We start from the raw sequence: 23,569 nt of genomic DNA, 5'->3' as shown, positions 1-23,569 counted from the left end.
GCCGCGACTTTATGTCGGAGATTTCCGACATGTCAAGAATTTCCGACACGTCCTTTTCTTGACTAATTCCAAAAAGGCGCGATACTGGAACACATGCGACACGACACGGATCCCAAAGCGCAGCTGCGCGGGGTGGGCCTGCGTGTCACTGCACCACGCGTTGCAGTGTTGAATGCGGTTGCCGTGCGGCCGCATTCCGACGTCGACGACATTGCGGCCGTAGTTCGTGAAGAGCTGGGATCGGTCTCCACCCAGGCGGTATACGACGTCCTCAAGGCGTGCACCGCCGCCGGCCTGCTCAGACGTATCGAGCCCGCGGGATCGCCCGCACGGTTCGAAACCCGTACCGGAGACAACCACCACCACCTCGTGTGCCGCAGCTGCGGGACCGTCGTGGACGTGGACTGCGCCGTCGGTGAGGCTCCGTGCCTCGACCCTTCGCAGGCCCACGGTTTCGAGATCGACGAGGCGGAGGTCGTCTTCTGGGGGCTCTGCTCGCAGTGCCAGACCGGCGCGCAGAGCGGAACCGGGTCGGCAGCAGCCCTGTCCTGACCCGTCCGTCCCCACCGCTACACCCTCACCCGATGCAACCTGGAGGCTTTGCCATGCCTGAAACACAGCGCGCCACCACCAACAACTTCGGAATTCCCGTCGTCAGCGACAACGAATCCCTCACCGCGGGCACGCAGGGCCCCATCCTGCTCCACGACCACTACCTGATCGAGAAGCTCGCCCACTTCAACCGCGAGCGCGTTCCGGAGCGTGTCGTCCACGCCAAGGGCGGCGGTGCGTTCGGCGAACTGGTCGTCACCCACGACGTGAGCCGCTACACGAAGGCCACACTGTTCCAGCCCGGCGCGAAGACCGAGTCGCTGGTGCGCTTCTCCACCGTCGCGGGCGAGCAGGGCAGCCCCGACACCTGGCGCGACCCGCGCGGATTCGCCGTGAAGTTCTACACCGAGGACGGCAACTACGACCTCGTCGGCAACAACACACCCGTCTTCTTCATCAAGGACCCGATCAAGTTCCCCGACTTCATCCACTCGCAGAAGCGGCTGCCGGGGTCCGGTCTGCGCGACCACAACATGCAGTGGGACTTCTGGACGCTGCGGCCCGAGTCCGCCCACCAGGTGACCTGGCTGATGGGTGACCGCGGAATCCCGAAGACCTGGCGTCACATGGACGGTTTCGGCTCGCACACGTACCAGTGGGTCAACGCCGACGGCGAACGGTTCTGGGTCAAGTACCACTTCAAGACCGATCAGGGCATCGAGTTCCTCACTCAGGACGAGGCCGACACCCTCGCCGGCAACGACCCCGATCATCACCGCGCCGACCTGTACGACACGATCGCCCGCGGCGAGTTCCCCAGCTGGACGCTGAAGGTCCAGGTCATGCCCGTCGACGAGGCTGAGGGCTACCGATTCAACCCGTTCGACCTCACCAAGGTGTGGTCGCAGAAGGACTATCCGCTTATCGAGGTCGGCAAGTGGACCCTCAACCGGAACCCCGACAACTTCTTCGCGCAGATCGAGCAGGCCTCGTTCGAGCCGTCGAATGTCGTTCCGGGAATCGGCTTCTCGCCCGACAAGATGCTGCTGGGACGGGTCTTCTCGTACGCGGACGCGCACCGGTACCGCATCGGCGCCAACTACGCGCAGCTGCCGGTCAACGCGCCGAAGAATCAGGTGAACTCGTACTCGCAGGACGGTGCGATGCGGTACGCCACCAATTCGCCCGAGACCCCGGTGTACGCGCCGAACTCCTACGGCGGCCCCCACGCCGACGCGTCGCTCGCGGGTGACGAAGGTCTGTGGGCGTTCGACGGCGAGTCGGTGCGAGCCGGCTACATCGAGCACGCCGAGGACGGCGATTTCACGCAGGCGGGCACGCTCGTCCGAGAGGTCCTGAGCGACGACGAACGCGACCGCCTGGTGAACAACATCGTCGGCCACGCACTCGGCGGCGTCAGCGAACCGGTTCTGCTGCGGGTCTTCGACTACTGGAAGAGCGTCGACCCCGACCTGGGCAAGCGAGTGGAAATCGGTGTCCGGGAAGGGCAGAGCCGGAACTGATGTCGTTGGTGGGGCAGGCTCAGAGCAGGCCCCACCAATAGAGCAGCACGGCGAGAACGAACACGATCACAGTTTCCACGACGACCCTCCTCCGCCCGACTGCACGCAGCGCACTTCCATCATCCACCTTCAGCGGGGACGGACGCCACTGCGCTTCGCGCCCGTGAGTACTTGTTAACCGCCCGCGGTTAACAAGTACTCACAGGTGTGTGACGGGTGTGTCGGATGTTGTTGCTAGGTTGGGCGGTGTCAGGACACCGGCTCGGATGACCGTGTCCCGAGTCGGGGTCGAAAGGTGCTGTCTTCCATGGTGATGGGTCCCACCCATGCAATGTCCGGTGCGGCTGTAGGTCTGGCGGTGGCAGATCTGCTGCCCCTCGACTGGGGTGGGCCCACCTCGACCGCCGAGACCTTCACGTTCGCGGCGGTGTGCGCCGGAGCGGCGCTTCTCCCGGACCTGGACACGAGCCAGTCCACGGTCTCACGCTCGTTCGGGCCGGTCAGCAGCGTCGTCGCGAAGGGCGTCGATGCGGTGTCGCTGGGTTTCTACACCGTCACAAAGGGCAAACGCGACGGCAAGCGGCGCGGCGGGCACCGGACGCTCACCCACACGGCCCTGTTCGCCGCCGGTATCGGGGCCGGGGTGTCCGCGCTGGTCGTCCAGTTCGGCAAGCCGGCCATCATCGCGACACTGTTCGTCTGCCTCGGGCTCGCGCTCCGCGGGCTGGCCGGGGAGCTGGCCAAAGAAAAAGGCTGGCTGGCGGTTTCGGCGGTCGCCGCGGTGCTGTCCGCGCTCACCTGGCAGTCGTATCCCACGGAGGCCGGTTCCACCGGACTCGGAGTGGCGGTGGCGCTGGGCTGCGCCACCCACTGCCTCGGGGACGCCATCACCAAGGAAGGCGTCCCCTTCCTGGCTCCGTTCCTCACACTCGGCAAGGAACGGTGGTGGGAGTTCCGGCTCCCGTCGTTCCTGTCCATCCGGGCGGGCGGGCCCTTCGAGAAGGTCGTGCTCGGGCCCGCCCTCACGGTGGCCGTCGGACTCATGGTCATCTGGGCCATCGACGGTGCGCCGCAGGCAATCTACGACGCGTTCATGCCTGCCCCGCAGTGACTCAGGCCGCGAGCATGTTCTCGAGTTCGTCGAGGACGATCATCGCCCCGGTGGGTCCCAGCGCGAGGAACCAGGTCTCGTCGCTGACGTGCACGGCCTTGCCGTCCTTCACCGCCTGCATCTGATTCCACAGCGGGCCGCCGACCACAGTCGACTCGTCGGTGGTCTCGGGCGCGCCGTAGCTGGAGTAGAAGATCCGGTCGGCATTCGCCTCCCCGATCGTTTCCTGGCTCACCTCGACGGCCAGTTCGTCGACGTTCTGCACCGTCGGACGCGGAAGGCCGACGTCCTTCAGGATGACGCCGATGAACGACAGGTTGCCGTACAGGCGGATCTTGCCGGACATGAACCGAACCAGCGAGATCGTCGGCTCGCCCGTGATGGACTCGCGGACCTCGTCGGCGCGGGTCTGGTAGGCGTTGAGGACGTCCTCCGCCTTGGTCTCCTCACCGAGCGCGTCCGCGACCAGCAGGAAGTTCTCCTTCCACGGGAAACCGGGGCGGATGCCGAACACGGTCGGAGCAATGGACGACAGCTGCGGGTACAGCTTGTCGGCGCGCAGCTTGCTGCCCAGGATCAGATCGGGCTGCAGCGCGGAGATCGCCTCGAGATTCAGATTGTTGGTGGTCCCGACGTCCGGCACCCCGGCCAGCTTGTCGGCGAGGTAGGACGGCTGACCGGCGGCGCTCTCGGGGCTGGCCAGTCCGACGGGCGTGATTCCCAGGGAGAGCACGTCGTCCAGCTCACCGCCGTCGAGGACGATCACCCGTTCGGGCTTCTTCTCGATGACGGTCTCGCCGAGGGCGTGGGTGATGGTCCGGGGGAAGACGCCTGGTTCGGCGTCGGTGCCGAGCTTGGCGGTCTCGGCGTCCGCCGTGGCGAACTGCCTGCCGCCGGTGGCGACGTCGGCGTTGCCGGCGGACGATCCGGTGTCGGTGGTGCCGCAGGCGGCGAGAAAGACGGTGGCCAGGGCGACCAGCCCGGCGCGTACGTAGAGCCTCGAAGACATGAGGTGAGGCTAGCCTGAGGTTTCGGCCGGGCGCTCGCGGGGTCTGTGAACCCCGACAACGCCTCCACCATGCAGAAGAGGCCCTGGCCGGCGAACCGGTCAAGGCCTCTTCTCGGTGTCTCACACTGTCGGGGTGGCGGGATTTGAACCCACGACCTCTTCGTCCCGAACGAAGCGCGCTACCAAGCTGCGCCACACCCCGTGTTGAACCTCGGCTAGCTTACATTACGCAACCAGTCACCATTAAATCCCCTGGTCAGTTCCGTATAACGGTGCTCTCCGACGACTCGGTGCGACCCCGGTCGGCGTCGGCGTCCGAGCCGCCGCGCTGAGCCGGAACCAACGTGAGGAGCGTCGCCTCGGGGCGGCAGCAGAAGCGGGCGGGCGCCCACGGCGACGTCCCGATTCCCGCGGACACGTGCAGCTGGGTGTGCGCGCCCCACTTGGACGGACCCTTCACCCGCGAACGGTCGATGTCGCAATTGGTGACCAGCGCGCCGTAGAACGGCAGGCACAGCTGACCGCCGTGCGTGTGGCCCGCCAGCACGAGGTCGTAACCGTCGTCCGCGAACCGGTCGAGCACCCGCGGCTCGGGCGAGTGGGTGATGCCCAGCCGGAGATCGGCCAGCGGATTGGGCGGACCGGCGATGGTGTCGTACCGGTCGCGCTTGAGGTGCGGATCGTCGACACCCGCCGACGCGATCCGGACACCCGACACCTCGAGGTCGCGGCGGACGTGCGTGACGTCGAACCAGCCGCGCTCGGTGAACGCGGCCCGGAGGTCGCCCCACGGCAGCGGCTCGCCGAGGACGCGCTTGTGTTCCTTGCGGAAGTACTTGAGCGGGTTCTTCGGCTTGGGCGCGAAGTAGTCGTTGCTGCCGAAGACGAACAGTCCGGGGCGGGCGAGCAGATTCCCCAGCGCCTGGACCACTGCGGGCACCGCCCGCTGATGCGACAGGTTGTCGCCGGTGTTCACGACGAGGTCGGGGTCGAGGTTGTCCAGTTCCCGCAGCCAGTTCTGTTTCAGCCGCTGTCCGGGCATCATGTGCAGGTCGCTGATGTGCAGCACACGGAGCGTCGACGACCCGGGTTCGAGTACCGGCATCGTGACCTCACGCAGCGCGAATGCATTGCGCTCGATGAGCGAGGCGTAGCCGATGCCGAGGGCGGCGGCACCCGCCGTACCCAGGGCGGCGCGGGTCAGGTTGGCACGGAACTCGTCAGACACTCTTCCAGGATACTGATGAGCGCAATCGAGATGCAGTGGACGAATCGGGGCGCGTAGCGTTTCGCCCATGCCAGATTCACTGAAAGCAAGACTGCGCTCCGACATGACGGCCGCCATGAAGGCCAAGGATTCGCTGCGCACCGCCACCATCCGCATGCTGATGGCCGCCGTGCAGACCGAGGAGGTCTCCGGCAAGGAAGCCCGCGAACTCACCGACGACGAGGTGCTGAAGGTCCTCGCGAAGGAGTCGAAGAAGCGCGGCGAGTCCGCCGAGATCTACACCGAGAACGGTCGAGGTGAGCTGGCAGCGCAGGAGCGGGCCGAGGCGCAGATCATCGACGAGTACCTCCCGACGCCGCTGACCGACGCGGAACTGGTCGACGTCGTGGACACCGCGATCGCTCAGGTGGCCGAGGAAATCGGTGAGCGTCCCGGCATGCGCCAGATGGGTCAGGTCATGAAGGCCGCCGGTGCACTCGCGGGCGGCAAGGCCGACGGTTCGCGGCTCTCGCACGCGGTGAAGTCCCGCCTCTGACCCCGACGTGAGTGGGAAAGCGTGCGTCGACACACTTTCCCACTCACCTGGGGTTACCGGGGTATGGGCGGCAGCTGGATCGGCGGCAGGCCGGGCAGCTGGATGGGCGGAACCGGGATCCCCTGAGCCGGCGCCTGCGGGGGAGCAGCCTTCACCGATCCGTCGCTGACGTAGATCGTGATGGTCGACCCCGGAATGGCCGAACCGGACGGCGATGCGCTCGTGACCGTCCCCTTGGCCGCCTGCGACTCGGTGGTGACCGCGTTCACGGTGAACCCCGCGCCCTGCAGACGGGACGTCGCGGCCGACTGGCTCAGTCCGGTCACGTCCGGAACCTGACCGTTCTGTGAACCCCGCGCGTACTTCTGGTCGACCGGCGGCAGCGTCGTCGGCCCGAAGTTGTTCGCGATCGGATTCATCGCCGCATACCAGGTGCGCGCCGGTTCGTTTCCGCCGAACAGGTTTCCGTCGCCACACGGCCGCAGCGGGGCCGAGCAGATTTCACCCGGCGTCGGCGAGTCACCGAACACATAGACGGCGGCGGCGAAGTTGTTGGTGAACCCGAGGAAGCCCGAGGACATGTGGGACTCCGTGGTACCCGTCTTGCCCGCCATCGGGAGTGTCCAGCCGACGCTGCCCGCCGCTCCGGCGGACGTGCCGCCGGGCTTGTCGTCCTTGCTCATGGCGTTGGTGAGGGTGTCGGCGAGACCGGGTTCGACCACCTGCTCGCAGGCCTGCTGGGTGACCGAGACGGGCTTGCCCTCACGGTCGAAGACCGAATCGATCGGGGTGGGCGGGCACCACTTGCCGTGCGAGGCGAGTGTCGCCGCGACATTCGACAGTTCCAGCGGATTGATCCACGTGGGGCCGAGAGTGAACGAACCCAGGTTCTGATCCTTCTGGAAGTCCGCCATGCTGCGGTCGTCGAATCCCGACGTGCCGGGCTGGGCGTACGAGCGCAGACCCAGCCGCACCGCCATGTCGACGGTGGGGGCGACGCCGGTCGCCTGGATCAGCTTGACGAACGCGGTGTTGGGCGACTGCGCCAGCGCGTCCGTCACCGACAGTGCCGCCGGGTATTTGCCTGCGTTCTCGACGCAGTACGTGGCCGCGGGGCAACCGCGCGCACCACCACTACCCATGCCCCGGGCCTCGAACCGCCCGGGCACGTCCAGGATGGCGTTCGTGCCGAGGCCCTTCTCCATGGCGGCGGCCGTCGTGAAGATCTTGAAGATCGACCCGGCGCCGTGACCGGCCAGTGAGTACGGCTGGGCCTGCACGGTTTCGTTGGCGTTCGCGTCGAGGCCGTAGGTGCGGCTGCTGCCCATCGCGAGGATCCGGTGCGAATCCTGGCCGGGCTGGACCACGTTCATGACGTTCGCGATGCCGTCGAGTTCCGGGCTGGCGTTCGAGCTGAGCGCCGCCTTGGTCGACGCCTGGACCGCGGGGTCGAGCGTCGTCTTGATCAGGTAGCCGCCCTTGTCGATCTGCTCGCGGCTGATGCCGGCGTTGGCCAGATACTGCAGGGCGTAGTCGCAGAAGAAGCCGCGGTCACCGGCGGCGATGCACCCGCGGGGCAGCCGGTTGGGCTCGGGGAGCACACCGAGGGGCGTCTCCTTGAGCTGCCGGAGTTCGGCGGCGCGCTCGGGAATGTTCGAGATCATCGTGTCGAGAACCACGTTGCGTCGTTCGAGGACGCCCTCGGGGTTCGTGTACGGGTTCAGCGCCGAACTCGACTGCACCATGCCCGCGAGCATCGCGGACTGCTGCGTGTTCAGTTCGGACGCGTCGATGCCGAAGTAGGTCTGTGCGGCGTCCTGGATGCCGAACGAGGCGTTGCCGAACGGAACCAGGTTGAGATAGCGGGTGAGAATCTCGTCCTTGGTGAGTTCCTTGTCGAGTGTCAGCGCCATCCGGATCTCGCGGATCTTGCGGGCGGGCGTCGTCTCGATCGCGGCCCGGCGTTCGGCGTCGGTCTTGGCCACGACGAGCAGCTGGTAGTTCTTCACATACTGCTGGTCGAGAGTGGACGCGCCCTGCTGCACCTCACCGCTCGTGGTGTTGGTCAGGAAGGCGCGCATCGTGCCCTGCCAGTCGACGCCCTTGTGCTCCGGGAAGCGGCGGTCCTCGACGGAGACGATGGCGAGCTTCATCTCGTTCGAGATCTTGTCGCTGGGCACTTCGAAGCGGCGCTGGTCGTACAGCCACGCGATGGGATTGCCCGCCGAGTCGACCATCGTCGAGACCGCGGGAACCGTTCCTTCGACCAGTTCGGCCGAGACGTTGTCGACGGTGTCAGCCGCCCTGTTGGAGGCGTAACCGAACCCTCCGGCGAGCGGAAACATCACGCCGGCGAGGAGCACTCCTGCCAAGGCGGAGGATCCTGCGAGCTTCCCCACTGTTTTTGCAATCGACACGATCTACAGAGTACGTGGGGTCTGTGGGTGCGCTGGTTGGGCGCAGAATTCGGCCCGGAAAAAGCCCTGAGCACGGGGTATGGACGGGCGTACCAAAAAAGCGTGTTCTTCGTCTTGCGCGTTGCGGTTTCTTTACCTAAATTGTTGGAACAGTGTGATGGAGATAACACCCCATCGCTTATGTGGTGCAGCCTCGGCGTGCTAGGTGCTGGGGTGTGCAGACTCGAAGAGGGGAAACGAATGCACATGACCACCCCAACCAGCCGTCTGGACGTCGAGCAAGCAGAAGCGCGAATCGCCTGGGTCACCCAGGCTCGTTGCCGGGAAGTCGATCCCGATCAACTCTTTGTACGCGGCGCAGCACAGCGCAAGGCCGCAACCATTTGCCGGCATTGCCCGGTATTGATGCAGTGCGGAGCCGATGCTCTCGACAATCGTGTCGAGTTCGGCGTGTGGGGTGGCATGACGGAACGTCAGCGCCGGGCGTTGCTCAAGCAGCACCCCGAGGTGGAATCATGGTCCGATTTCTTCGAAGCTCAGCGGCAGCACCAGTCCGCTGTCTGACGTTCGGTATCTGATTCGCAGACAGGCCACAGGCGGGTGACCGGTTCTCCGGCAGCGAGCTGATCAGCTCGTGCGGGTGAGCTGGTCACCTACCGCTCTCAAGGCCTCGAGGTCCGACACCTCGAACGGCAGCGAGGGCACGCCGACGATCGGCACCCGAGGGTGGGCGGCCGTGAACCGGCTCAGTAGTTGGACCTCACGCTTGGCGATCACCGCCCGATGGGCGTGGATCCGCAGCACAGCGGCGGTGAGGGGGTCTTGGTCCCCGAGTTGGTCGGCGGCAGTGACCGCGTGATCGGCCGACAGGGAACTGAGAGTGGGGTGCGTCCGATTCAGGACGAGGCCCGCGAGCGGCATCTCGTCGCCTGCGAGCCGGTCGACGAAGAACGCCGCCTCCCGCAGTGCATCCGGCTCCGCTGCCGCGATCACCAGAAACTTCGTGCCCGGCTGCCGGAGCAATTCGTAAGTACGCGTGGCTCTTTCCCGGAATCCGCCGAACATCGAGTCCAGGGACTGCACGAAACTCGAGGCGTCCGACAGCATCTGACTACCCACGATGGTGGAGACGCCGCGCAGCGCCAGGCCCATCGCGCCGGTGACGAGCCGGGTGAGGCCGCGACCCGGCGCGGTGAGCAACCGGATCATGCGACCGTCGAGGAAAGCGCCCAGACGCTGGGGCGCGTCGAGGAAGTCCAGGGCGTTGCGGGACGGCGGGGTGTCGACGATCACCAGGTCCCATTTGTCGCTGGAGGCGAGCTGCCCCAGCTTCTCCATCGCCATGTACTCCTGCGTTCCCGAAAACGAGGTGGCGACGGTCTGATAGAAGGGGTTCGCGAGAATCTGCTCCGCCTTCTCGGGCGTGGAGTGCTCGATGACCATCTCGTCGAACGTGCGACGCATGTTGAGCATCATGGCGTGCAGTTCGCCCGTCGCGTCCGGTCCGAGCTGCACGGGTTGCGGCGAGTTGTCGAGTTCCGCGACGCCGAGCGCCTGCGCGAGCCGGCGTGCGGGGTCGATGGTCAGCACGACCACCTTCCGCCCCTGCTCCGCCGCACGCAGTGCCAGCGATGCCGCCGTGGTGGTCTTGCCGACGCCACCGGCGCCACAGCACACCACGATCCGCGTGGCCTTGTTCTGCAGAATCCCCGCGACATCGAGAGCGGAGGCGGTGCGGCGACGCTCGTGTTCAGTTGTCTGGGTCATCGGACACCCTGTTCCGTCAGATATTCGGCGAGTTCGTACAGCCCGCCCAGGTCGACACCGTCGGCGAGGGACGGCAGATGCAGTCGCGCCCCGTCCACTTCGCTGAGGGCTCCGGCGCTCTCCTCCTGCGCCTCGAGCACGGATGCGTGTTCGATCGTCTCGGTGAGCAACCCGGCGAAATCCTCGTCGTCGAGGGTGATCCCGCTCTTCTGCAGCCCGGCGCGGATGGCCTCGGCGTCGATGCGGCCCTTCGCGGCGTCGGCCAGCGTCTCGGCGGGCAGGAACTGCGGGCTGGTGCGGTTGACGACGATGGTGCCCAGCCGCAGATCGGCGCGGGCCAGTTCCTCTGCGGCGTCGGTGGTCTCCTGCACCGGAAGCGCCTCGAGCAGCGTCACGAGGTGGACGACGGTCTCGTCGGAATGCAGCAGGCGCACGACGCCCTCACTCTGCGAGCGCACCGGCCCGCCCTTCGCGAGGTCCGCCATCGCCTTCGTCACGTCGAGGAAGTTGCCGATCCGCCCGGTCGGCGGGGCATCCACGACGACGGCGTCGTACGCCCGCTTCCCGGACTTGTCGGTGCGCACCACGCATTCCTTGATCTTGCCGGTCAGCAGCACGTCCCGAAGCCCCGGTGCGATGGTGGTGGCGAACTCGATGGCGCCGAACTTGCGCATCGCGCGGCCGGCGAAGCCGAGGTTGTAGAACATCTCGAGGTATTCGAGGAACGCGGTCTCGATGTCGATGGCCAGCGCCATGACCTCCCCGCCACCCTCGGCGGCCGCGACTTTCGTCTCCTGCGGCGGCAGCGGGGGCACGTCGAAGAGCTGGGCGATCCCCTGCCGGCCCTCGACTTCCACGAGCAGCACGCGACGCCCGCCCTCGGCCAGCGCGAGAGCCAACGCGGCGGCCACCGTGGACTTTCCGGTGCCGCCCTTTCCGGAGACGAAGTGCAGCCGGGCCCGCGCAGCCTTCTCGGGCCACGTCGGGGTGAGCTGGTCTGGGGATGCAACCACGGGTCGAGCCTATAAGTCTGGGAGCCGGGATGTGCGGGGGATAGGCTCACCGGCATGAGTGAATTGACTTCCTGGGAGTACGCCACCGTTCCGCTGCTCACACATGCGACCAAGCAGATCCTCGACCAGTGGGGCACCGACGGCTGGGAACTGGTGACGGTTCTGCCCGGACCCACCGGTGAGCAGCACGTCGCGTACCTGAAGCGTCCGAAGGGCTGACGGCCGTGGCAGAGACACAGAACTGGACCGCCCGCCTCGCCGAGCTCGGCATCACGCTGCCGTCCGTCGTCCCGCCGGTGGCCGCCTACGTGCCCGCCGTGCGCACCGGCAACTACGTCTACACGTCGGGGCAGCTGCCGATCGTCGAGGGCAACCTGACGATCGCGGGCAAGCTCGGCGCCGGCGTGTCGGACGAAGACGCCAAGGCCGCGGCCCGGGCCTGCGCACTCAATGCGCTCGCGGCGATCGACGCGCTCGTCGGCATCGACTCGGTGGTGCGGATCGTGAAGGTCGTCGGATTCGTCGCGTCCGCCGAGGGATTCACCGGTCAGCCCGGCGTTGTGAACGGCGCTTCCGAATTTCTCGGCGAGGTGTTCGGTGACGCGGGTGCCCACGCGCGTTCGGCTGTCGGCGTCGCGGAATTGCCGCTCGGCGCCCCCGTCGAGGTGGAGCTGATCGCCGAAGTGCAGCCGGAGTCGTAGTGCCATGACACTTGCCCATCCGGCCTACGCCCAGGTGCGGGAGGTCACCCCGATCGTCTCGGTGATGCTCGAGAACAATCCCGGCATGATGACGCTCGACGGAACCAACACGTGGATTCTGCGTGCGCCGGGCCGGGACGAGTGTGTGGTGATCGACCCGGGTGACGCCGACGAGGAGCATCTCGCCCGCGTCGCGGCACTCGGACCGGTCGCACTGACGCTGATCACGCACCGTCATTTCGACCACACCGGGGGAGTGCAGCGGTTCTTCGAACTCACCGGCGCGCCCGTGCGTTCGGTGGACCCCGAATTCCTCCGCGGCGGCGGCGACACCCTCGTGGACGGCGAGACCATCGACGTCGCGGGGCTCACCCTCACGGTGATCGCCACGCCCGGGCACACGAAGGATTCGGTGTCGTTCGCCGTGGAAGGTGAGGGCACCGTCCTCACCGGCGACACGATCCTCGGCCGCGGCACCACGGTGCTCGACGACACGGACGGCGACCTCGGCGACTACCTGTCGTCGCTGCGCCGCCTGCTGGACCTCGGGGCCGGACACCGGGTGATGCCCGGCCACGGACCCGAACTGCCCGAACTGAACGTCGTCGCGCAGCAGTACCTCGATCATCGCGAGGAGCGACTCGACCAGGTGCGGGCCGCGCTCGGCGCGCTCGGCGGCACCCCCACCGTCCGCGAGGTGGTCGAGCACGTCTACTCCGACGTCGACCCGAAGTTGTGGCCGGTGGCGGAGAAGTCCGTGAATGTGCAGCTCGCCTACCTGCGCAGCCTCGACTAGTCACTGAAACGACTGCGGCCACCCCCTCGGTGTGAGGGGGTGGCCGCAGTCGTAGGTGCGGGGGACTACCGCGCGCGACGTGCCAGGCGCTCGGAGTCGGAGATCAGCACGCTCTTGCCTTCGAGGCGCAGCCATCCGCGGTGGGCGAAGTCGGCGAGCGCCTTGTTGACGGTCTCACGGGAAGCGCCGACGAGCTGGGCGATCTCTTCCTGCGTGAGGTCGTGGGTGACACGCAGCGAACCCGCCTCCTGGGTGCCGAACCGCTGCGCGAGCTGCAGCAGGGCCTTGGCGACACGACCGGGAACGTCCGTGAAGATGAGGTCGGCCAGGTTGTTGTTGGTACGACGCAGACGGCGCGCGAGCACCCGCAGGAGCTGTTCGGCGATCTCGGGGCGGTGGTCGATCCATGCCTTGAGCGCTTCGCGGTCCATGCTGACCGCGCGGACCTCGGTGACGGTCGTGGCGGTGGACGTACGCGGACCCGGGTCGAAGATGGACAGCTCACCGAACATGTCGGACGGGCCCATAATCGTCAGCAGGTTCTCACGGCCGTCCGGCGAGCGGCGGCCGATCTTCACCTTGCCCGAAACGATGATGTACAGGCGGTCACCGGGCTCACCTTCGTTGAAGATGACATGTCCGCGGGGGAAGTCGACAGGCTGCAGCTGCTTGGTCAGCGCCGCTACCGCTGAGGGCTCGACTCCTTGGAAGATGCCGGCTCTTGCCAGGACGTCGTCCACGTGCGCTCCTTGGGAATATTGTTCGTCTGTATGCATATTGTGCGCGATTTGCTGCATGTCGACGGTGCCCCGGTGATCCGCGGCGTGTCGCTGTGCAACAGGTACGGCTCTGAAGTCTACGTTGAGACGGCTCGGTCTGAGTGACCGATACCACGGAAGTCGCAAAAGTTAACCGGGGGATGCGTCCTGCGGTGTGCTGATTCGGGGGCCGCCCAGCGCTCAGCTGGCGCGCCGCGAGCCCACTTCGGTGACGGCGGCGTCGTCGGCTTCGAAGCCCGACCGACCCTTGCGACGTCGATGGAAGCGTGCCAATGCGTGGGGGAAACCTTCGTGGGCCAGGGTGGCCACTTCGTCGTGACTTGCCTGGTCGAGGAACTCTTCCACCTCTTGCTGACGAACCGTGAGCCGGCGGAGTCTGAACTCCACCCGCTCCATTGCCAGCGCAAACAGCATCAGCAGCACTGGGAAGAGGACCACAGCGAGACCTTGCATACCGGGAAGTAAACACTGCAAATGTCTCAGAAGCGACACAGCGGCGATTCGGATCGGTCGGGTATCCGTAGAGTTGATCCCGTGCATGCGACCCCCAGCGACGGCTCCGAAGTGCGTGGACGCACCCGTTCGCGGGCCGCGAAGCAGGACGAAACCCGGCTCGGACTCGTCCGGCGCGCCCGGCGAATGAACCGGCGCCTCGCCGAGGCCTTCCCCCACGTCTACTGCGAGCTCGACTTCACCACCCCACTCGACCTCGCCGTCGCGACCATCCTCTCCGCGCAGTGCACTGACGTGCGGGTGAACATGGTGACGCCGGCGCTGTTCGCCCGCTATCCCGACGCCAAGGCGTACGCGGAGGCCGAACGCACCGAACTCGAGGAGTACATCCGGTCCACCGGTTTCTACCGCAACAAGACGAACTCTCTGATCGGGCTCGGGCAGGCTCTGCTCGAACGCTTCGACGGCGAGGTCCCCGCCAACCTGAAGGACCTCGTAACGCTGCCGGGGATCGGCCGGAAGACGGCCAACGTGATCCTCGGCAACGCGTTCGATGTGCCGGGGATCACCGTCGACACCCACTTCGGGAGGCTCGTCCGACGCTGGAAGTGGACCGAGGAGGAAGACCCGGTCAAGGTCGAGCACGCGATCGGCGCCCTGATCGAGCGCAAGGAGTGGACCCTGCTCTCGCACCGGGTGATCTTCCACGGCAGGCGCGTCTGCCACGCCCGCAAACCCGCCTGCGGGGTGTGCGTGCTCGCCAAGGACTGTCCGTCGTACGGGCTCGGCCCGATCGACCCCGACGTCGCCGCAGAACTGGTTCGTGGACCGGAGACGGAGCATCTGCTGCGTCTGGCCGGCAGGTGAGGGTAGATACGAGTGTCTAGCGCAGCGCGGTGGAGTCTGGCCGCCCTCGTGGTCGTGGTGGCTCTCGTCGTCGCGATCTGGCCGCGGGGTGACGACGCGGAGGCGCCGTCGTACCAGGACCGGTTCGGTTCGGGTGGTCGAACCCCGACAGCGGTGAGCGCCGATCCCGACGCGCTCGCGGCACTGAGGACGCAGGCGGGCCTGGCATCGTGCCCGGCCTCGGCGGCCACGTCCGATCCTTCGCCGGGTTCGGTCCTGTCCGGCATCACACTGGAATGCGTGGGCGACGGCAGCCAGGTGGATCTGGCTGCCGCGCTCGGTGGTAAACCGGCGCTGCTGAACCTGTGGGCCTACTGGTGCGGCCCCTGCGCCGAGGAGCTGCCCTATATGCAGCAGTTTTCGGATCGTGCGGGTGACGCGGTTACCGTGCTTACGGTGCACACCGATCCCAACGAGTCCAGCGCGCTGTCCCGGCTCATCGACTACTCCGTCACCCTTCCCGGTGTGCAGGACGGCGACGGTCGTGTCCGCGCCGCGGTCGGAGCCCCGCCTGTCCTGCCCGTCTCGGTGCTGATCCGGCCCGACGGCACAGTGGCGAAGGTTCTGCCGCAGCCGTTCCGCAGCGTCGACGAGATCGCGGACGCCGTCGAACAGAACCTGGGGGTGGCGGCATGACGAATTCCGTGGACGGCGTCGCCGTTCCGCCCTGGCTGCGCCGGGTCGTGCACCGGACCCCGGCCGACCCGCACAGGATCAATCCCGTCCTCGATCGGCGCGCGCCCCGCGGCGCGACCACCCGTGAGGCGGCGGTGCTCGTGTTGTTCGGCGGCCCCGCCGCGGCGGACCCGCTGATGTCGGGCGGTCTGCCCGCCGACGCCGACATCCTGCTCACCCAGCGTGCGTCCACGATGCGTCAGCACAGTGGCCAGGTGGCGTTCCCTGGTGGCGCCAGCGATCCCGGCGACGAGGGACCCATCGCCACCGCGCTGCGGGAGGCCCAGGAGGAGACGGGACTCGACCCGTCCGGTGTCCGCCCGCTCGCCGTGCTCGAGGAGATCTTCATCCCGCCGTCCGGATTCGACGTCACTCCCGTCCTCGCGTACTGGGAGAAGCCCAGCGCGGTCGGCGTGGTCGATCCCGCGGAGGCCGAACGTGTCGCCCGGGTTCCCGTCCACACCCTGATCGATCCGCGGAACCGGTTTCAGGTGCGTCACCGGGCCGGATACCAGGGGCCCGCGTTCGCCGCCGACGGCATGCTCGTGTGGGGTTTCACGGCAGGCATCCTGGCCGCGCTGTTCGCGGTCTCCGGCTGGGAACAGGAGTGGGACCGGCACGACATCCGCGACCTCGACACCGTCCTCGCCGAACTCGACAACGATCTGGACGACGACCATCTGACCCACGGTCACAACCGGCCGGCGGCCGAGCGGTGACCGGCTCGCACTGGATCGACCTGGCGATCGTGCTGATCGCCTTCGTCGCCGCGACGTCCGGCTGGCGGCAGGGTGCGGTGGCGTCGGTGCTCGCCTTCATCGGGGTCGTGCTCGGTGCGGTGGCGGGCATCCTGATCGCCCCGCACGTGCTGGTGCACGTGGACGAGGGCCGCGGTCGCGTGCTGGTCGGCATCGCCCTGATCGTGGTGCTGGTCATCGTCGGCGAGGTCGCGGGCATGGTCCTCGGCCGGGCCGCGCGGGGCAGCATGCACAGTCCGGTCGCGCGGTCCGTCGACAGCGTGATCGGCGCCTGTGTGCAGGCTGTCGCGGTGTTCGTCGCCGCGTGGCTGCTCGCGATCCCGCTCACGTCCTCGTCCCAGCCTCAGCTGGCGGCGGCGGTGCGCGGGTCGAGCGTCCTCGAAACGGTCGACAACATCGCGCCCGCCTGGATGCGGCAACTGCCCACCGAGTTCACCGCCCTGCTCGACACGTCCGGGCTTCCCGACGTCATCGGGCCGTTCGGGCGCACCCCCATCACGACCGTCGACCCGCCGGACGCCAGCGTCCTGGAGAGCCCCGTTGCGTCCTCGCTGCAATCGAGCGTGCTGCGGATCCGGGGTGTGGCCCCGAGTTGCCAGCGGGCGCTCGAGGGATCCGGTTTCGTCGTGGCCCCCGACCGGGTGATGACCAACGCCCACGTGGTCGCGGGGACGGCGGGCATCGTCGTCGACACCGCGAATGGACCGATGGACGCGGAGGTCGTGCTGTTCGACCCGTCCGCCGACGTCGCGGTGCTCGAGGTGCCGGGACTGGACGCCCCCGTGCTGAACTTCGCGCCGGAGCCGGCCCAGACCGGCGACAGCGCCCTGGTGCTCGGCTACCCGGGCGGCGGGCCGTACACGGCCAGCGCCGCGCGTGTCCGGGAGATTCTGGACCTCAGCGGACCCGACATCTACCGGGCGGGAACGGTCCAGCGTGAGGTGTACACGGTCCGCGGTTCCATCCGGCAGGGCAACTCGGGCGGGCCGCTCGTCGACAGTGACGGCCGGGTGCTCGGTGTGGTGTTCGGCGCCGCCGTCGACAACAGCGACACCGGGTTCGTGCTCACCGCCGCCGAGGTGTCGCGTCAGCTGCAGGCTGCGTCCGGGGCGTCCGCCGCCGTGGACACCGGGGCGTGCATCCTCTGACGGTCGGTCAGACCGTGCGGGGTGCGACGAGGTCCAGCAGGGCGGCATTGACGCGTTCGGGGGCTTCCCAGTGCGCGTAGTGGCCGACACCGGGGACCGTCTGCATCTGCTGGGTGGGCGCGAAGCGGTGGCTGCGGCGCACGGTGTCCGCGAGCACGTAGGGGTCGAGGTCGCCGTAGAGGTGCAGCACCGGGATCCGCAGCGTCTGATCCATCGACGCCATGAAACGGCTGCCGTCCGGGCGGAACTGGCTGCGGAACGCCCACCGCTGGTACTCCAGCGTGCAATGAGCGGTCCCGGGAATCTGAATCGCCGAGCGCATCCGGGACATCACGACGTCGAACTCCGGGTTCTCCGTCCAGGCAGGGCCGGAGCGTGCGCGGATCAACCGCTCGACCTCCGACCCGTTGTCGCGGGTGAGGCGACGTTCGGGACGCCACGGCACCTGGCAGGAGACGAACGACGGCAGCAGCGCCTTGCGCTGGTAGCGATCGCGGAGGACGGCCTGCTTGAGCGCGAGGGGATGCGGCGAGCTGACCAGTGCGATCGACCGGACGAGGCGGGCGTGGAGAACGGCCGTTGCCCAGCAGACGAGGCCACCGTCGGCGTGCCCGACGAGGGTGGCCTCGCTGTATCCCATGGCCCGGATGAGGCCGGCGATATCGCCGGCCAGCGTCCACCCGTCGTAGCCGCGCGGCGGTTTGTCGGAATCCCCGTAGCCGCGGAGGTCGACGGCGACGGCCCGGTACCCCTCCGCGGACAGCGCGGTCAGCTGGTGGCGCCACGACCACCAGAAGTCCGCGAATCCGTGCAGCAGGACGACGAGCGGCGCATCCGGTGCGGATGCGCCGACCTCGACGGTGTGGAAGCGGATTCCGTTGGCATGGATGTCGCGATGAATCCAGGGGCCGTCGAAACGGACGGTAGACGGATCGGGTGGTGCCACAGGCGAGTTACCGCGCGTGACGTCCGCTGGACGATGCGAGATGGGCTTCCGCATCCGAGTACGACGTCGGGAGCACCGTCTTGGCCTGCTTCAGGGAGTCGATGGTCTTCTCCGGTGCGCGGAGCTTGCGTACCCGCAGATAACCGAGCAGGGCGAGAAGCGCCGTCACCACGACCATGATCAGGAAGACGATCAGGAATGCCAGCCAGCGGGCGATCCACACGTCCAGGAGTTCGGCGAGGAAGAAGAAGAAGAAAAACGAGCTGAACAGCAGCACGGTGAACGCGAGGATGAAGAACAGGCTGCCCTGCAGGCCCTTCTTGACCTCACCGGTGACCTCGGCCTTCGCGAGCTCGACCTCGGCGCGGACGAGGGTGGACACCTGCGCGGTCGCATGCTTGACCAGCGTGCCGAGGCTCGCCTCGCCGGGTGTCTGAGCGTCCACGTCCGTGAGCGGGATCGACGACACCGTGTTCGGCACCCCGTCTCCCGTGTATCGCGGGCTGTCTCCCTTGCCGTGAGTGATGCTCACTTGTCGACCCCTCCAGGTAGCTCTTGCACTTCCGAGTCATCCTTCCGGGCCGCATGGGCCCGACCGCGTCGCCACAGTAACGCTGATCCGATCAGCGACGCTGTCAACGATGTCACGAGCACCGCGACCTTAGCTATTTCGGCCTCGCTGCCGTCACCGATTCCCGCAAGCGCGAGATCCGCTACGAGAAGGCTAACGGTGAACCCGATCGCACCGAGCACTGAGAGGGCAAACATGTCCCGGAACCCCAGTGCTCGCGGTTTCTTCGCGATACCCAGGCGGATCGCGAGCCAGGAGATGCCGAAGATGCCGACGGTCTTGCCGACGAGGAGCCCCGCGATCACGGACTGCGAGATGGGGTTGGTGAACAGCTGCCCGAGGAGCTCGCTGCTCAGGGCCACGCCGGACGCGAACAAGGCGAACAGCGGGACGCAGACGCCCGCCGACAGTGGCTGGATGCGGTGCTCGAGGCGGGCGCCCGGGGATTCTCTCTCGCCGGGGTCGCGCCGGACCCGGGTGAGGAGGCCGAGCGCGACACCGGCCAGTGTGGCGTGGATTCCGGCGTCGTGCATGCAGTACCAGGTGAGCAGTGCGAGTGGAACGTAGAGCAGTGGGGTGGTGATGCGCCGGTGCTGGGCGAACGCGTAGACGGCCAGGCACACGGCGGCGCCCAGCAGCCACAGCAGGGCGATCGAGCTGGTGAACAGGACCGCGATGAGCACGATCGCGAGAAGGTCGTCGACGACGGCCAGGCTGAGCAGGAACACGCGGGCGCTCGCCGGGATGCGAGACCCGGTCAGCGCCAGCACACCCAGTGCGAATGCGATGTCGGTGGCGACCGGGATCGCCCAGCCCCGATCCATGCCTGGTGTGCCGGCGCCGATCGTCGCGGCGATGATCGCGGGCACCACCACACCGCCGCAGGCCGCGATGATCGGGAGCAGGGCACGTTTGCGGTCGGCGAGTTCGCCCACCACCATTTCCCGCTTCAGTTCGAGGCCGGCGACGAAGAAGAAGACCGCCAGCAGCCCGTCCTGCGCCCACGTCCCGACCGTCAGGTTCAGGTGGAGCGCCTCCGGGCCGATCGGCCAGTCGCGCAGTGCGAAGTACGAATCCGAGACGGGGGAGTTCGCCCACACGAGGGCGATCGCCGCGGCGACGAGCAGGATCGAACCGCCGACCGTCTCGGTGCGGAGGTAGCGGGAGAGTTCGGAGCGGAGGGGCTGGGTCACCGGGGTCGCTCGCTTTCGATGTGGTCCGGGTACGGCAAATGCTCTGCCGACCAGACTTCCCGGCGCACCGAGAAGAGCTTATCCAATTTGCCAATCGAAAGACACGAGGTGTTCAATTCCTAAGGAATGGACTCTCGTCCCAATAGTTGAAATAGCATCGTGTAGGAGTAAGTCGAGTGAGCAGTGCCGTCGATACGTCGAAGCCAGAACCTGACGGCGGGGCCACCGTCGCCGGCGTACCCAGAAGCAGGATCGTCGTCGCGAGCATGGTGGGGACATCCATCGAGTTCTACGACTTCTACATCTATGCCACCGCCGCGGTGTCGGTGTTCCCGCACCTGTTCTTCCCCAAGGGAAACGGCACCACCGCCCTGCTGGCCTCCCTGGCCACGTTCGGTCTCGCCTTCGTCGCCCGGCCACTCGGCTCGATCCTGTTCGGCCACTTCGGCGACCGCATCGGACGCAAGACGACGCTCGTCGGCTCACTCCTCACCATGGGTATCGCCACGTTCGTGATCGGCCTGCTGCCGACGTACCACCAGATCGGCCTCGTCGCGCCCGCGCTGCTGGCGTTGATGCGCTTCTGCCAGGGTCTGGGACTGGGCGGTGAGTGGAGTGGTGCGGCGTTGCTCGCGACCGAGACCGCGCAGAAGGGCAAGCGGGCCTGGGCCGCCATGTGGCCGCAGCTCGGCGCGCCCATCGGGTTCTTCCTCGCCAACGGTCTGTTCCTGATCATCACCCTGTTCCTGGACCACGACAACAGCAGCCCCGACCTGGACGGCGCGTTCCTCACCTGGGGCTGGCGTATCCCGTTCCTGCTCAGCGCGATCATGGTGATGATCGGTCTGTACGTGCGGCTGAAGCTCGAGGAGACGCCCGTGTTCGCCCGCGCCGTGGCGCGGGGCGAGAAGGTGAAGACCCCGCTGGCCGAGGTGTTCAAGACCAGCTGGCGTCAGCTGATCATCGGCACGTTCGTCATGCTCGCCACCTACACGCTCTTCTACATCATGACCACCTGGGTGCTCAGCTACGGCACGGGCAAGACCCCCGCCCAGGGCGGCACGGGAGCCGGCTTCCACTACACCGACTTCCTGGTCCTCCAGCTGATCGCGGTCCTGTTCTTCGCGGCCGCCGTCCCCGTGTCGGGGTGGCTGGCCGACCGCTACGGCCGCCGCGTCACGCTGCTCGTCATCACCGGGCTCATCATGGTGTTCGGGCTCACGTTCGGTGTGATGCTGAACCAGGAAGGTATGGGCAACGCTCGCATGCTCGTATTCCTGGCCATCGGAATGTTGTTGATGGGCATGACCTTCGGGCCGATGAGTGCCGTTCTGCCCGAGTTGTTCCCGACCAACGTGCGCTACACGGGTTCGGGAATCGCCTACAACACCGCCAGCATCCTGGGCGCAGCCGTGGCCCCGTTCATCGCCACCTGGCTCGCCACCTCGTACGGCGTCGGCTGGGTCGGCATCTACCTGCTGATCGCCGCCGCGCTCACGTTCGTCGCGCTGCTCGTCATGCGCGAGACCCGCGACCAGTCGCTCGACGACGTAGGGGCGTAGCCCCCGTGAGTGGTTGACGAGTCTCTGCACTCGTCAACCACTCACGAGCCGCGCAGCGGCCTATAGTTCTTGCATGGCGAAAGCCGTGCTGCTGTCCAGGACGGCCCGGATCCGGCTGCCGAAGCAGGATCTGTGGTCGTTCCTCGCCGATACCGATCGGCTCAACCGCAACATCGACCTGTCACCGGTGCACTTCGCTCCGATGCTGGACCGCCGGCGCAAGGGGCATTATTCGGCGGAGACTCGTTCGTACGGGCGGCGGGTGCGGTACGAGGAGTTCCCGTTCGAGTGGATCGAGGGCCGCTTCTACCAGGTCCTCCGTCGGTTCTCCGGCGGTCCGCTCGCGGAGGTCTCCACGGGTGTCCGGCTTCGCCCGGCCGCCGACGAGACCGAAGTCGAGGTGTTCGCCCGGATCGTCCCGCGGACGTGGTTCGGGGCGATCGTGGCGCGAACCCTGCTGGCGCGCACGGGTATACGGAAGACGGTGGCGCTCGCGCGCGCGTTAGAACTCCACATCCGCGACCCGCAGACGCATGCCGTGCCCGCCCTGCCGCCGCCGGAGCAACTCGACGCCGGCCGGCTGGAACTCCGCACGGCACAGCTGTCTCGATCGCACGATGCCCCGAACCTGATCGGACACTTGGAATCCCACCTGCGGACCGCGTCCGACCTGGAGGTGACGGGCATGCGACCGTTCGAGCTGGCGGACCGCTGGGGTGTCGATCGGATGCAGTTGCTGTACGTCTTCCTCCACGCCGCGGACTGCGGACTGCTGGACCTGAGCTGGAGCGTGCTCTGCCCCGTCTGCCGGACCGTCCGCGAGGACGCCGGCCGCATTCGACAGCTGGCGAGCCGCGTCCACTGCGACACGTGCGACATCGCCTTCGACACCGACCTGGCACGGTCGGTGGAGATCCGCTTCGACGTCAACCCGGCTGTCCGCCGGGCGGAGCGGGCCCGGTACTGCATCGGTGGTCCGGCGAATTCACCGTCGGCGGTGGCTCAGCTGCGGCTCGATCCGGGCGAGCAGCGTTCCGAGCGGCTCGACGTCGACCCGGGGTGGTTGCGCCTCCGGTGCTATCAGGTGGGCACCCCGGTGCACTGCGAGGTCGGCCCTGCCGGTGGAACGCTGCGGGTCGAGTGCGGTCCAGGCGAACTCCGCGTGCACGGTTCTCCCGACACCGACGGGGCGATCCGTCTGGAGGTTGCCAACCGGCTCCCCGGCGAAGCGCTGGTGGTGGTCGAGCGGGAGCGGTGGAAGGACGCCGCGGCGACCGGTGCGCTCGTCACGTCGCTCGACGGTTTCCAGGACCTCTTTCCGGATCAGGGGGTCGCGCCCGGCGACGAGATCGGGATCGCGAACCTGGCGGTGCTGTTCACGGATCTGAGCGGCTCGACCGCCCTGTACGAGCGCATCGGGGACGTCCGGGCGTTCGCGTTCGTGCAGAGCCATTTCCGCTACCTGCGTGACGCCGTGGTGCGCGAGAACGGCGGTGTCGTGAAGCAGATGGGTGACGCGGTGATGGCGACGTTCGCCGATGCGAGGGAGGCCTGGTCGGCGGCGGCGTCGATGCAGTCCGGCTGGGACGGTTTCCGTCGCGGGCACCTCGGTGCGGACGACTCGGTGGCGTTGAAAGTCGGGCTGCACCAGGGGCCCGCCGTGATGATCGACAACGACGGCCGCGCCGACTACTTCGGCGCGACCGTCAACTTGGCGGCGCGGGTGCAGGGGTGTGCGGCGGGCGGCGACATCGTCCTGTCCCGAGCCGTTCACGACGACCCGGAGGTGGCGTCGCTGCTGGCGGAATCGGACTACCGGTGCGACGTCTTCACGACCGCGCTGAAGGGAATCGGCGAGGAGCAGACGCTGTGGCGGCTTCGCCGCCCGTGAGTGGTTGAGGAGTGCAGGGACTCGTCAACCACTCA

The 23,569-nt window shown here is 67.5% G+C and carries 24 protein-coding genes and 1 tRNA gene; 14 read left to right on the top strand and 11 right to left on the bottom strand.

All coding sequences use genetic code 11. The annotated features are described in order from the left end of the window. Positions 1 to 93: 93 nt before the first annotated feature. The 3 genes from WKC72_RS00275 (at position 94) to WKC72_RS00265 (ending at position 3,186) form a co-directional block, all read left to right on the top strand. Complete coding sequence (locus WKC72_RS00275; protein ID WP_005248503.1) at positions 94 to 552, top strand: Fur family transcriptional regulator; 459 nt, start codon at positions 94 to 96, stop codon at positions 550 to 552. 53 nt (positions 553 to 605) lie between these two features. Next, positions 606 to 2,075: a catalase gene (locus tag WKC72_RS00270; RefSeq protein WP_112302077.1), complete on the top strand. Its 1,470-nt coding sequence runs from the start codon at positions 606 to 608 to the stop codon at positions 2,073 to 2,075. Positions 2,076 to 2,382: 307 nt separating this feature from the next. After that, complete coding sequence (locus WKC72_RS00265; RefSeq protein ID WP_037228961.1) at positions 2,383 to 3,186, top strand: metal-dependent hydrolase; 804 nt, start codon at positions 2,383 to 2,385, stop codon at positions 3,184 to 3,186. A gap of 1 nt (position 3,187) precedes the next feature. On the opposite strand, the gene WKC72_RS00260 is transcribed toward WKC72_RS00265, so the two are convergent. The 3 genes from WKC72_RS00260 to WKC72_RS00250 all read right to left on the bottom strand — a co-directional run bounded on the left by WKC72_RS00260 (position 3,188) and on the right by WKC72_RS00250 (position 5,423). Continuing rightward, the gene (locus WKC72_RS00260; protein ID WP_037228958.1) at positions 3,188 to 4,195 is read right to left on the bottom strand and encodes an ABC transporter substrate-binding protein; all 1,008 of its coding nucleotides are present in this window, start codon (positions 4,193 to 4,195) and stop codon (positions 3,188 to 3,190) included. A 128-nt stretch (positions 4,196 to 4,323) separates the two neighbouring features. Next, positions 4,324 to 4,397 (bottom strand) — tRNA-Pro (locus WKC72_RS00255). 54 nt (positions 4,398 to 4,451) lie between these two features. Next, the gene (locus tag WKC72_RS00250) at positions 4,452 to 5,423 is read right to left on the bottom strand and encodes a metallophosphoesterase (protein ID WP_037228956.1); all 972 of its coding nucleotides are present in this window, start codon (positions 5,421 to 5,423) and stop codon (positions 4,452 to 4,454) included. 67 nt (positions 5,424 to 5,490) lie between these two features. On the opposite strand from WKC72_RS00250, the gene WKC72_RS00245 reads away from it, so the two are divergent. Beyond that, a complete protein-coding gene (locus tag WKC72_RS00245; protein WP_005248498.1) occupies positions 5,491 to 5,958 on the top strand; it encodes a GatB/YqeY domain-containing protein in 468 nt (155 codons plus the stop codon). A 53-nt stretch (positions 5,959 to 6,011) separates the two neighbouring features. Here WKC72_RS00245 and WKC72_RS00240 read toward each other — a convergent pair whose 3' ends face one another. Then, positions 6,012 to 8,357 carry a transglycosylase domain-containing protein gene (locus WKC72_RS00240; protein WP_037228954.1) on the bottom strand — a complete coding sequence of 782 codons (2,346 nt, stop codon included), beginning with the start codon at positions 8,355 to 8,357 and terminating at the stop codon, positions 6,012 to 6,014. A gap of 258 nt (positions 8,358 to 8,615) precedes the next feature. On the opposite strand from WKC72_RS00240, the gene WKC72_RS00235 reads away from it, so the two are divergent. Next, positions 8,616 to 8,939, top strand: a complete 324-nt coding sequence (locus tag WKC72_RS00235; protein ID WP_005248496.1) for a WhiB family transcriptional regulator — start codon at positions 8,616 to 8,618, stop codon at positions 8,937 to 8,939. 63 nt (positions 8,940 to 9,002) lie between these two features. On the opposite strand, the gene WKC72_RS00230 is transcribed toward WKC72_RS00235, so the two are convergent. Together WKC72_RS00230 and WKC72_RS00225 are read right to left on the bottom strand one after the other, a co-directional pair. Then, on the bottom strand, positions 9,003 to 10,142 hold the full coding sequence (locus WKC72_RS00230; protein WP_037228950.1) for an ArsA family ATPase: 1,140 nt from the start codon (positions 10,140 to 10,142) through the stop codon (positions 9,003 to 9,005). Next, positions 10,139 to 11,155 carry an ArsA-related P-loop ATPase gene (locus tag WKC72_RS00225; RefSeq protein ID WP_037228947.1) on the bottom strand — a complete coding sequence of 339 codons (1,017 nt, stop codon included), beginning with the start codon at positions 11,153 to 11,155 and terminating at the stop codon, positions 10,139 to 10,141. Before WKC72_RS00225 ends, WKC72_RS00230 begins: the two co-directional genes overlap by 4 nt. Positions 11,156 to 11,209: 54 nt before the next feature. On the opposite strand from WKC72_RS00225, the gene WKC72_RS00220 reads away from it, so the two are divergent. Genes WKC72_RS00220 through WKC72_RS00210 form a run of 3 tightly spaced genes read left to right on the top strand, consistent with a single transcriptional unit; the run spans position 11,210 to position 12,652 of the window. Further along, entirely contained in the window at positions 11,210 to 11,374 is a 165-nt protein-coding gene (locus tag WKC72_RS00220) for a DUF4177 domain-containing protein (RefSeq protein WP_005248493.1), read from the top strand. Between the two features lie 5 nt (positions 11,375 to 11,379). After that, entirely contained in the window at positions 11,380 to 11,856 is a 477-nt protein-coding gene (locus WKC72_RS00215; RefSeq protein ID WP_112302076.1) for a RidA family protein, read from the top strand. 4 nt (positions 11,857 to 11,860) lie between these two features. Further along, entirely contained in the window at positions 11,861 to 12,652 is a 792-nt protein-coding gene (locus WKC72_RS00210; RefSeq protein WP_370181432.1) for an MBL fold metallo-hydrolase, read from the top strand. A 65-nt stretch (positions 12,653 to 12,717) separates the two neighbouring features. Here the strand turns inward: WKC72_RS00210 and WKC72_RS00205 are convergent, their stop codons facing one another. Next, positions 12,718 to 13,392, bottom strand: coding sequence for a Crp/Fnr family transcriptional regulator (locus WKC72_RS00205; protein WP_005256089.1), 675 nt, complete (start codon positions 13,390 to 13,392; stop codon positions 12,718 to 12,720). A 219-nt stretch (positions 13,393 to 13,611) separates the two neighbouring features. Next, the gene (locus tag WKC72_RS00200; RefSeq protein WP_037229304.1) at positions 13,612 to 13,884 is read right to left on the bottom strand and encodes a hypothetical protein; all 273 of its coding nucleotides are present in this window, start codon (positions 13,882 to 13,884) and stop codon (positions 13,612 to 13,614) included. 21 nt (positions 13,885 to 13,905) lie between these two features. Here WKC72_RS00200 and nth point away from each other — a divergent pair, with 21 nt between their 5' ends. From nth to marP, 4 genes are read left to right on the top strand one after another with little or no spacing between them, the layout of a single operon-like run. Further along, positions 13,906 to 14,751 (top strand): endonuclease III, encoded by an 846-nt coding sequence (gene nth / locus WKC72_RS00195; RefSeq protein WP_052032973.1) that lies wholly within the window; start codon positions 13,906 to 13,908, stop codon positions 14,749 to 14,751. Positions 14,752 to 14,763: 12 nt separating this feature from the next. Next, the gene (locus tag WKC72_RS00190; RefSeq protein WP_112302073.1) at positions 14,764 to 15,426 is read left to right on the top strand and encodes a TlpA disulfide reductase family protein; all 663 of its coding nucleotides are present in this window, start codon (positions 14,764 to 14,766) and stop codon (positions 15,424 to 15,426) included. Continuing rightward, positions 15,423 to 16,184 carry a CoA pyrophosphatase gene (locus WKC72_RS00185; protein WP_128640172.1) on the top strand — a complete coding sequence of 254 codons (762 nt, stop codon included), beginning with the start codon at positions 15,423 to 15,425 and terminating at the stop codon, positions 16,182 to 16,184. Before WKC72_RS00190 ends, WKC72_RS00185 begins: the two co-directional genes overlap by 4 nt. Beyond that, entirely contained in the window at positions 16,181 to 17,371 is a 1,191-nt protein-coding gene (gene marP, locus WKC72_RS00180; protein WP_037228933.1) for an acid resistance serine protease MarP, read from the top strand. Before WKC72_RS00185 ends, marP begins: the two co-directional genes overlap by 4 nt. A 7-nt stretch (positions 17,372 to 17,378) precedes the next feature. Here marP and WKC72_RS00175 read toward each other — a convergent pair whose 3' ends face one another. The 3 genes from WKC72_RS00175 to nhaA are packed head-to-tail and all read right to left on the bottom strand — an operon-like array spanning position 17,379 to position 20,081. Continuing rightward, positions 17,379 to 18,317 carry an alpha/beta fold hydrolase gene (locus WKC72_RS00175; protein WP_370181431.1) on the bottom strand — a complete coding sequence of 313 codons (939 nt, stop codon included), beginning with the start codon at positions 18,315 to 18,317 and terminating at the stop codon, positions 17,379 to 17,381. 7 nt (positions 18,318 to 18,324) lie between these two features. Further along, positions 18,325 to 18,849, bottom strand: coding sequence for a phage holin family protein (locus WKC72_RS00170; RefSeq protein WP_037228928.1), 525 nt, complete (start codon positions 18,847 to 18,849; stop codon positions 18,325 to 18,327). Continuing rightward, positions 18,846 to 20,081 carry a Na+/H+ antiporter NhaA gene (nhaA, locus tag WKC72_RS00165; RefSeq protein WP_037228926.1) on the bottom strand — a complete coding sequence of 412 codons (1,236 nt, stop codon included), beginning with the start codon at positions 20,079 to 20,081 and terminating at the stop codon, positions 18,846 to 18,848. The genes WKC72_RS00170 and nhaA overlap by 4 nt, the downstream gene beginning before the upstream one ends. Before the next feature lie 176 nt (positions 20,082 to 20,257). Here nhaA and WKC72_RS00160 point away from each other — a divergent pair, with 176 nt between their 5' ends. Next, positions 20,258 to 21,643: an MFS transporter gene (locus tag WKC72_RS00160; protein WP_037228923.1), complete on the top strand. Its 1,386-nt coding sequence runs from the start codon at positions 20,258 to 20,260 to the stop codon at positions 21,641 to 21,643. Between the two features lie 73 nt (positions 21,644 to 21,716). Continuing rightward, entirely contained in the window at positions 21,717 to 23,534 is a 1,818-nt protein-coding gene (locus WKC72_RS00155; RefSeq protein ID WP_370181430.1) for a DUF5939 domain-containing protein, read from the top strand. Positions 23,535 to 23,569 lie beyond the last annotated feature (35 nt).

This window comes from Rhodococcus wratislaviensis (assembly GCF_041228765.1).
GTDB lineage: Bacteria > Actinomycetota > Actinomycetes > Mycobacteriales > Mycobacteriaceae > Rhodococcus_F > Rhodococcus_F wratislaviensis.
This window is presented reverse-complemented; position numbering and strand designations above follow the sequence as displayed.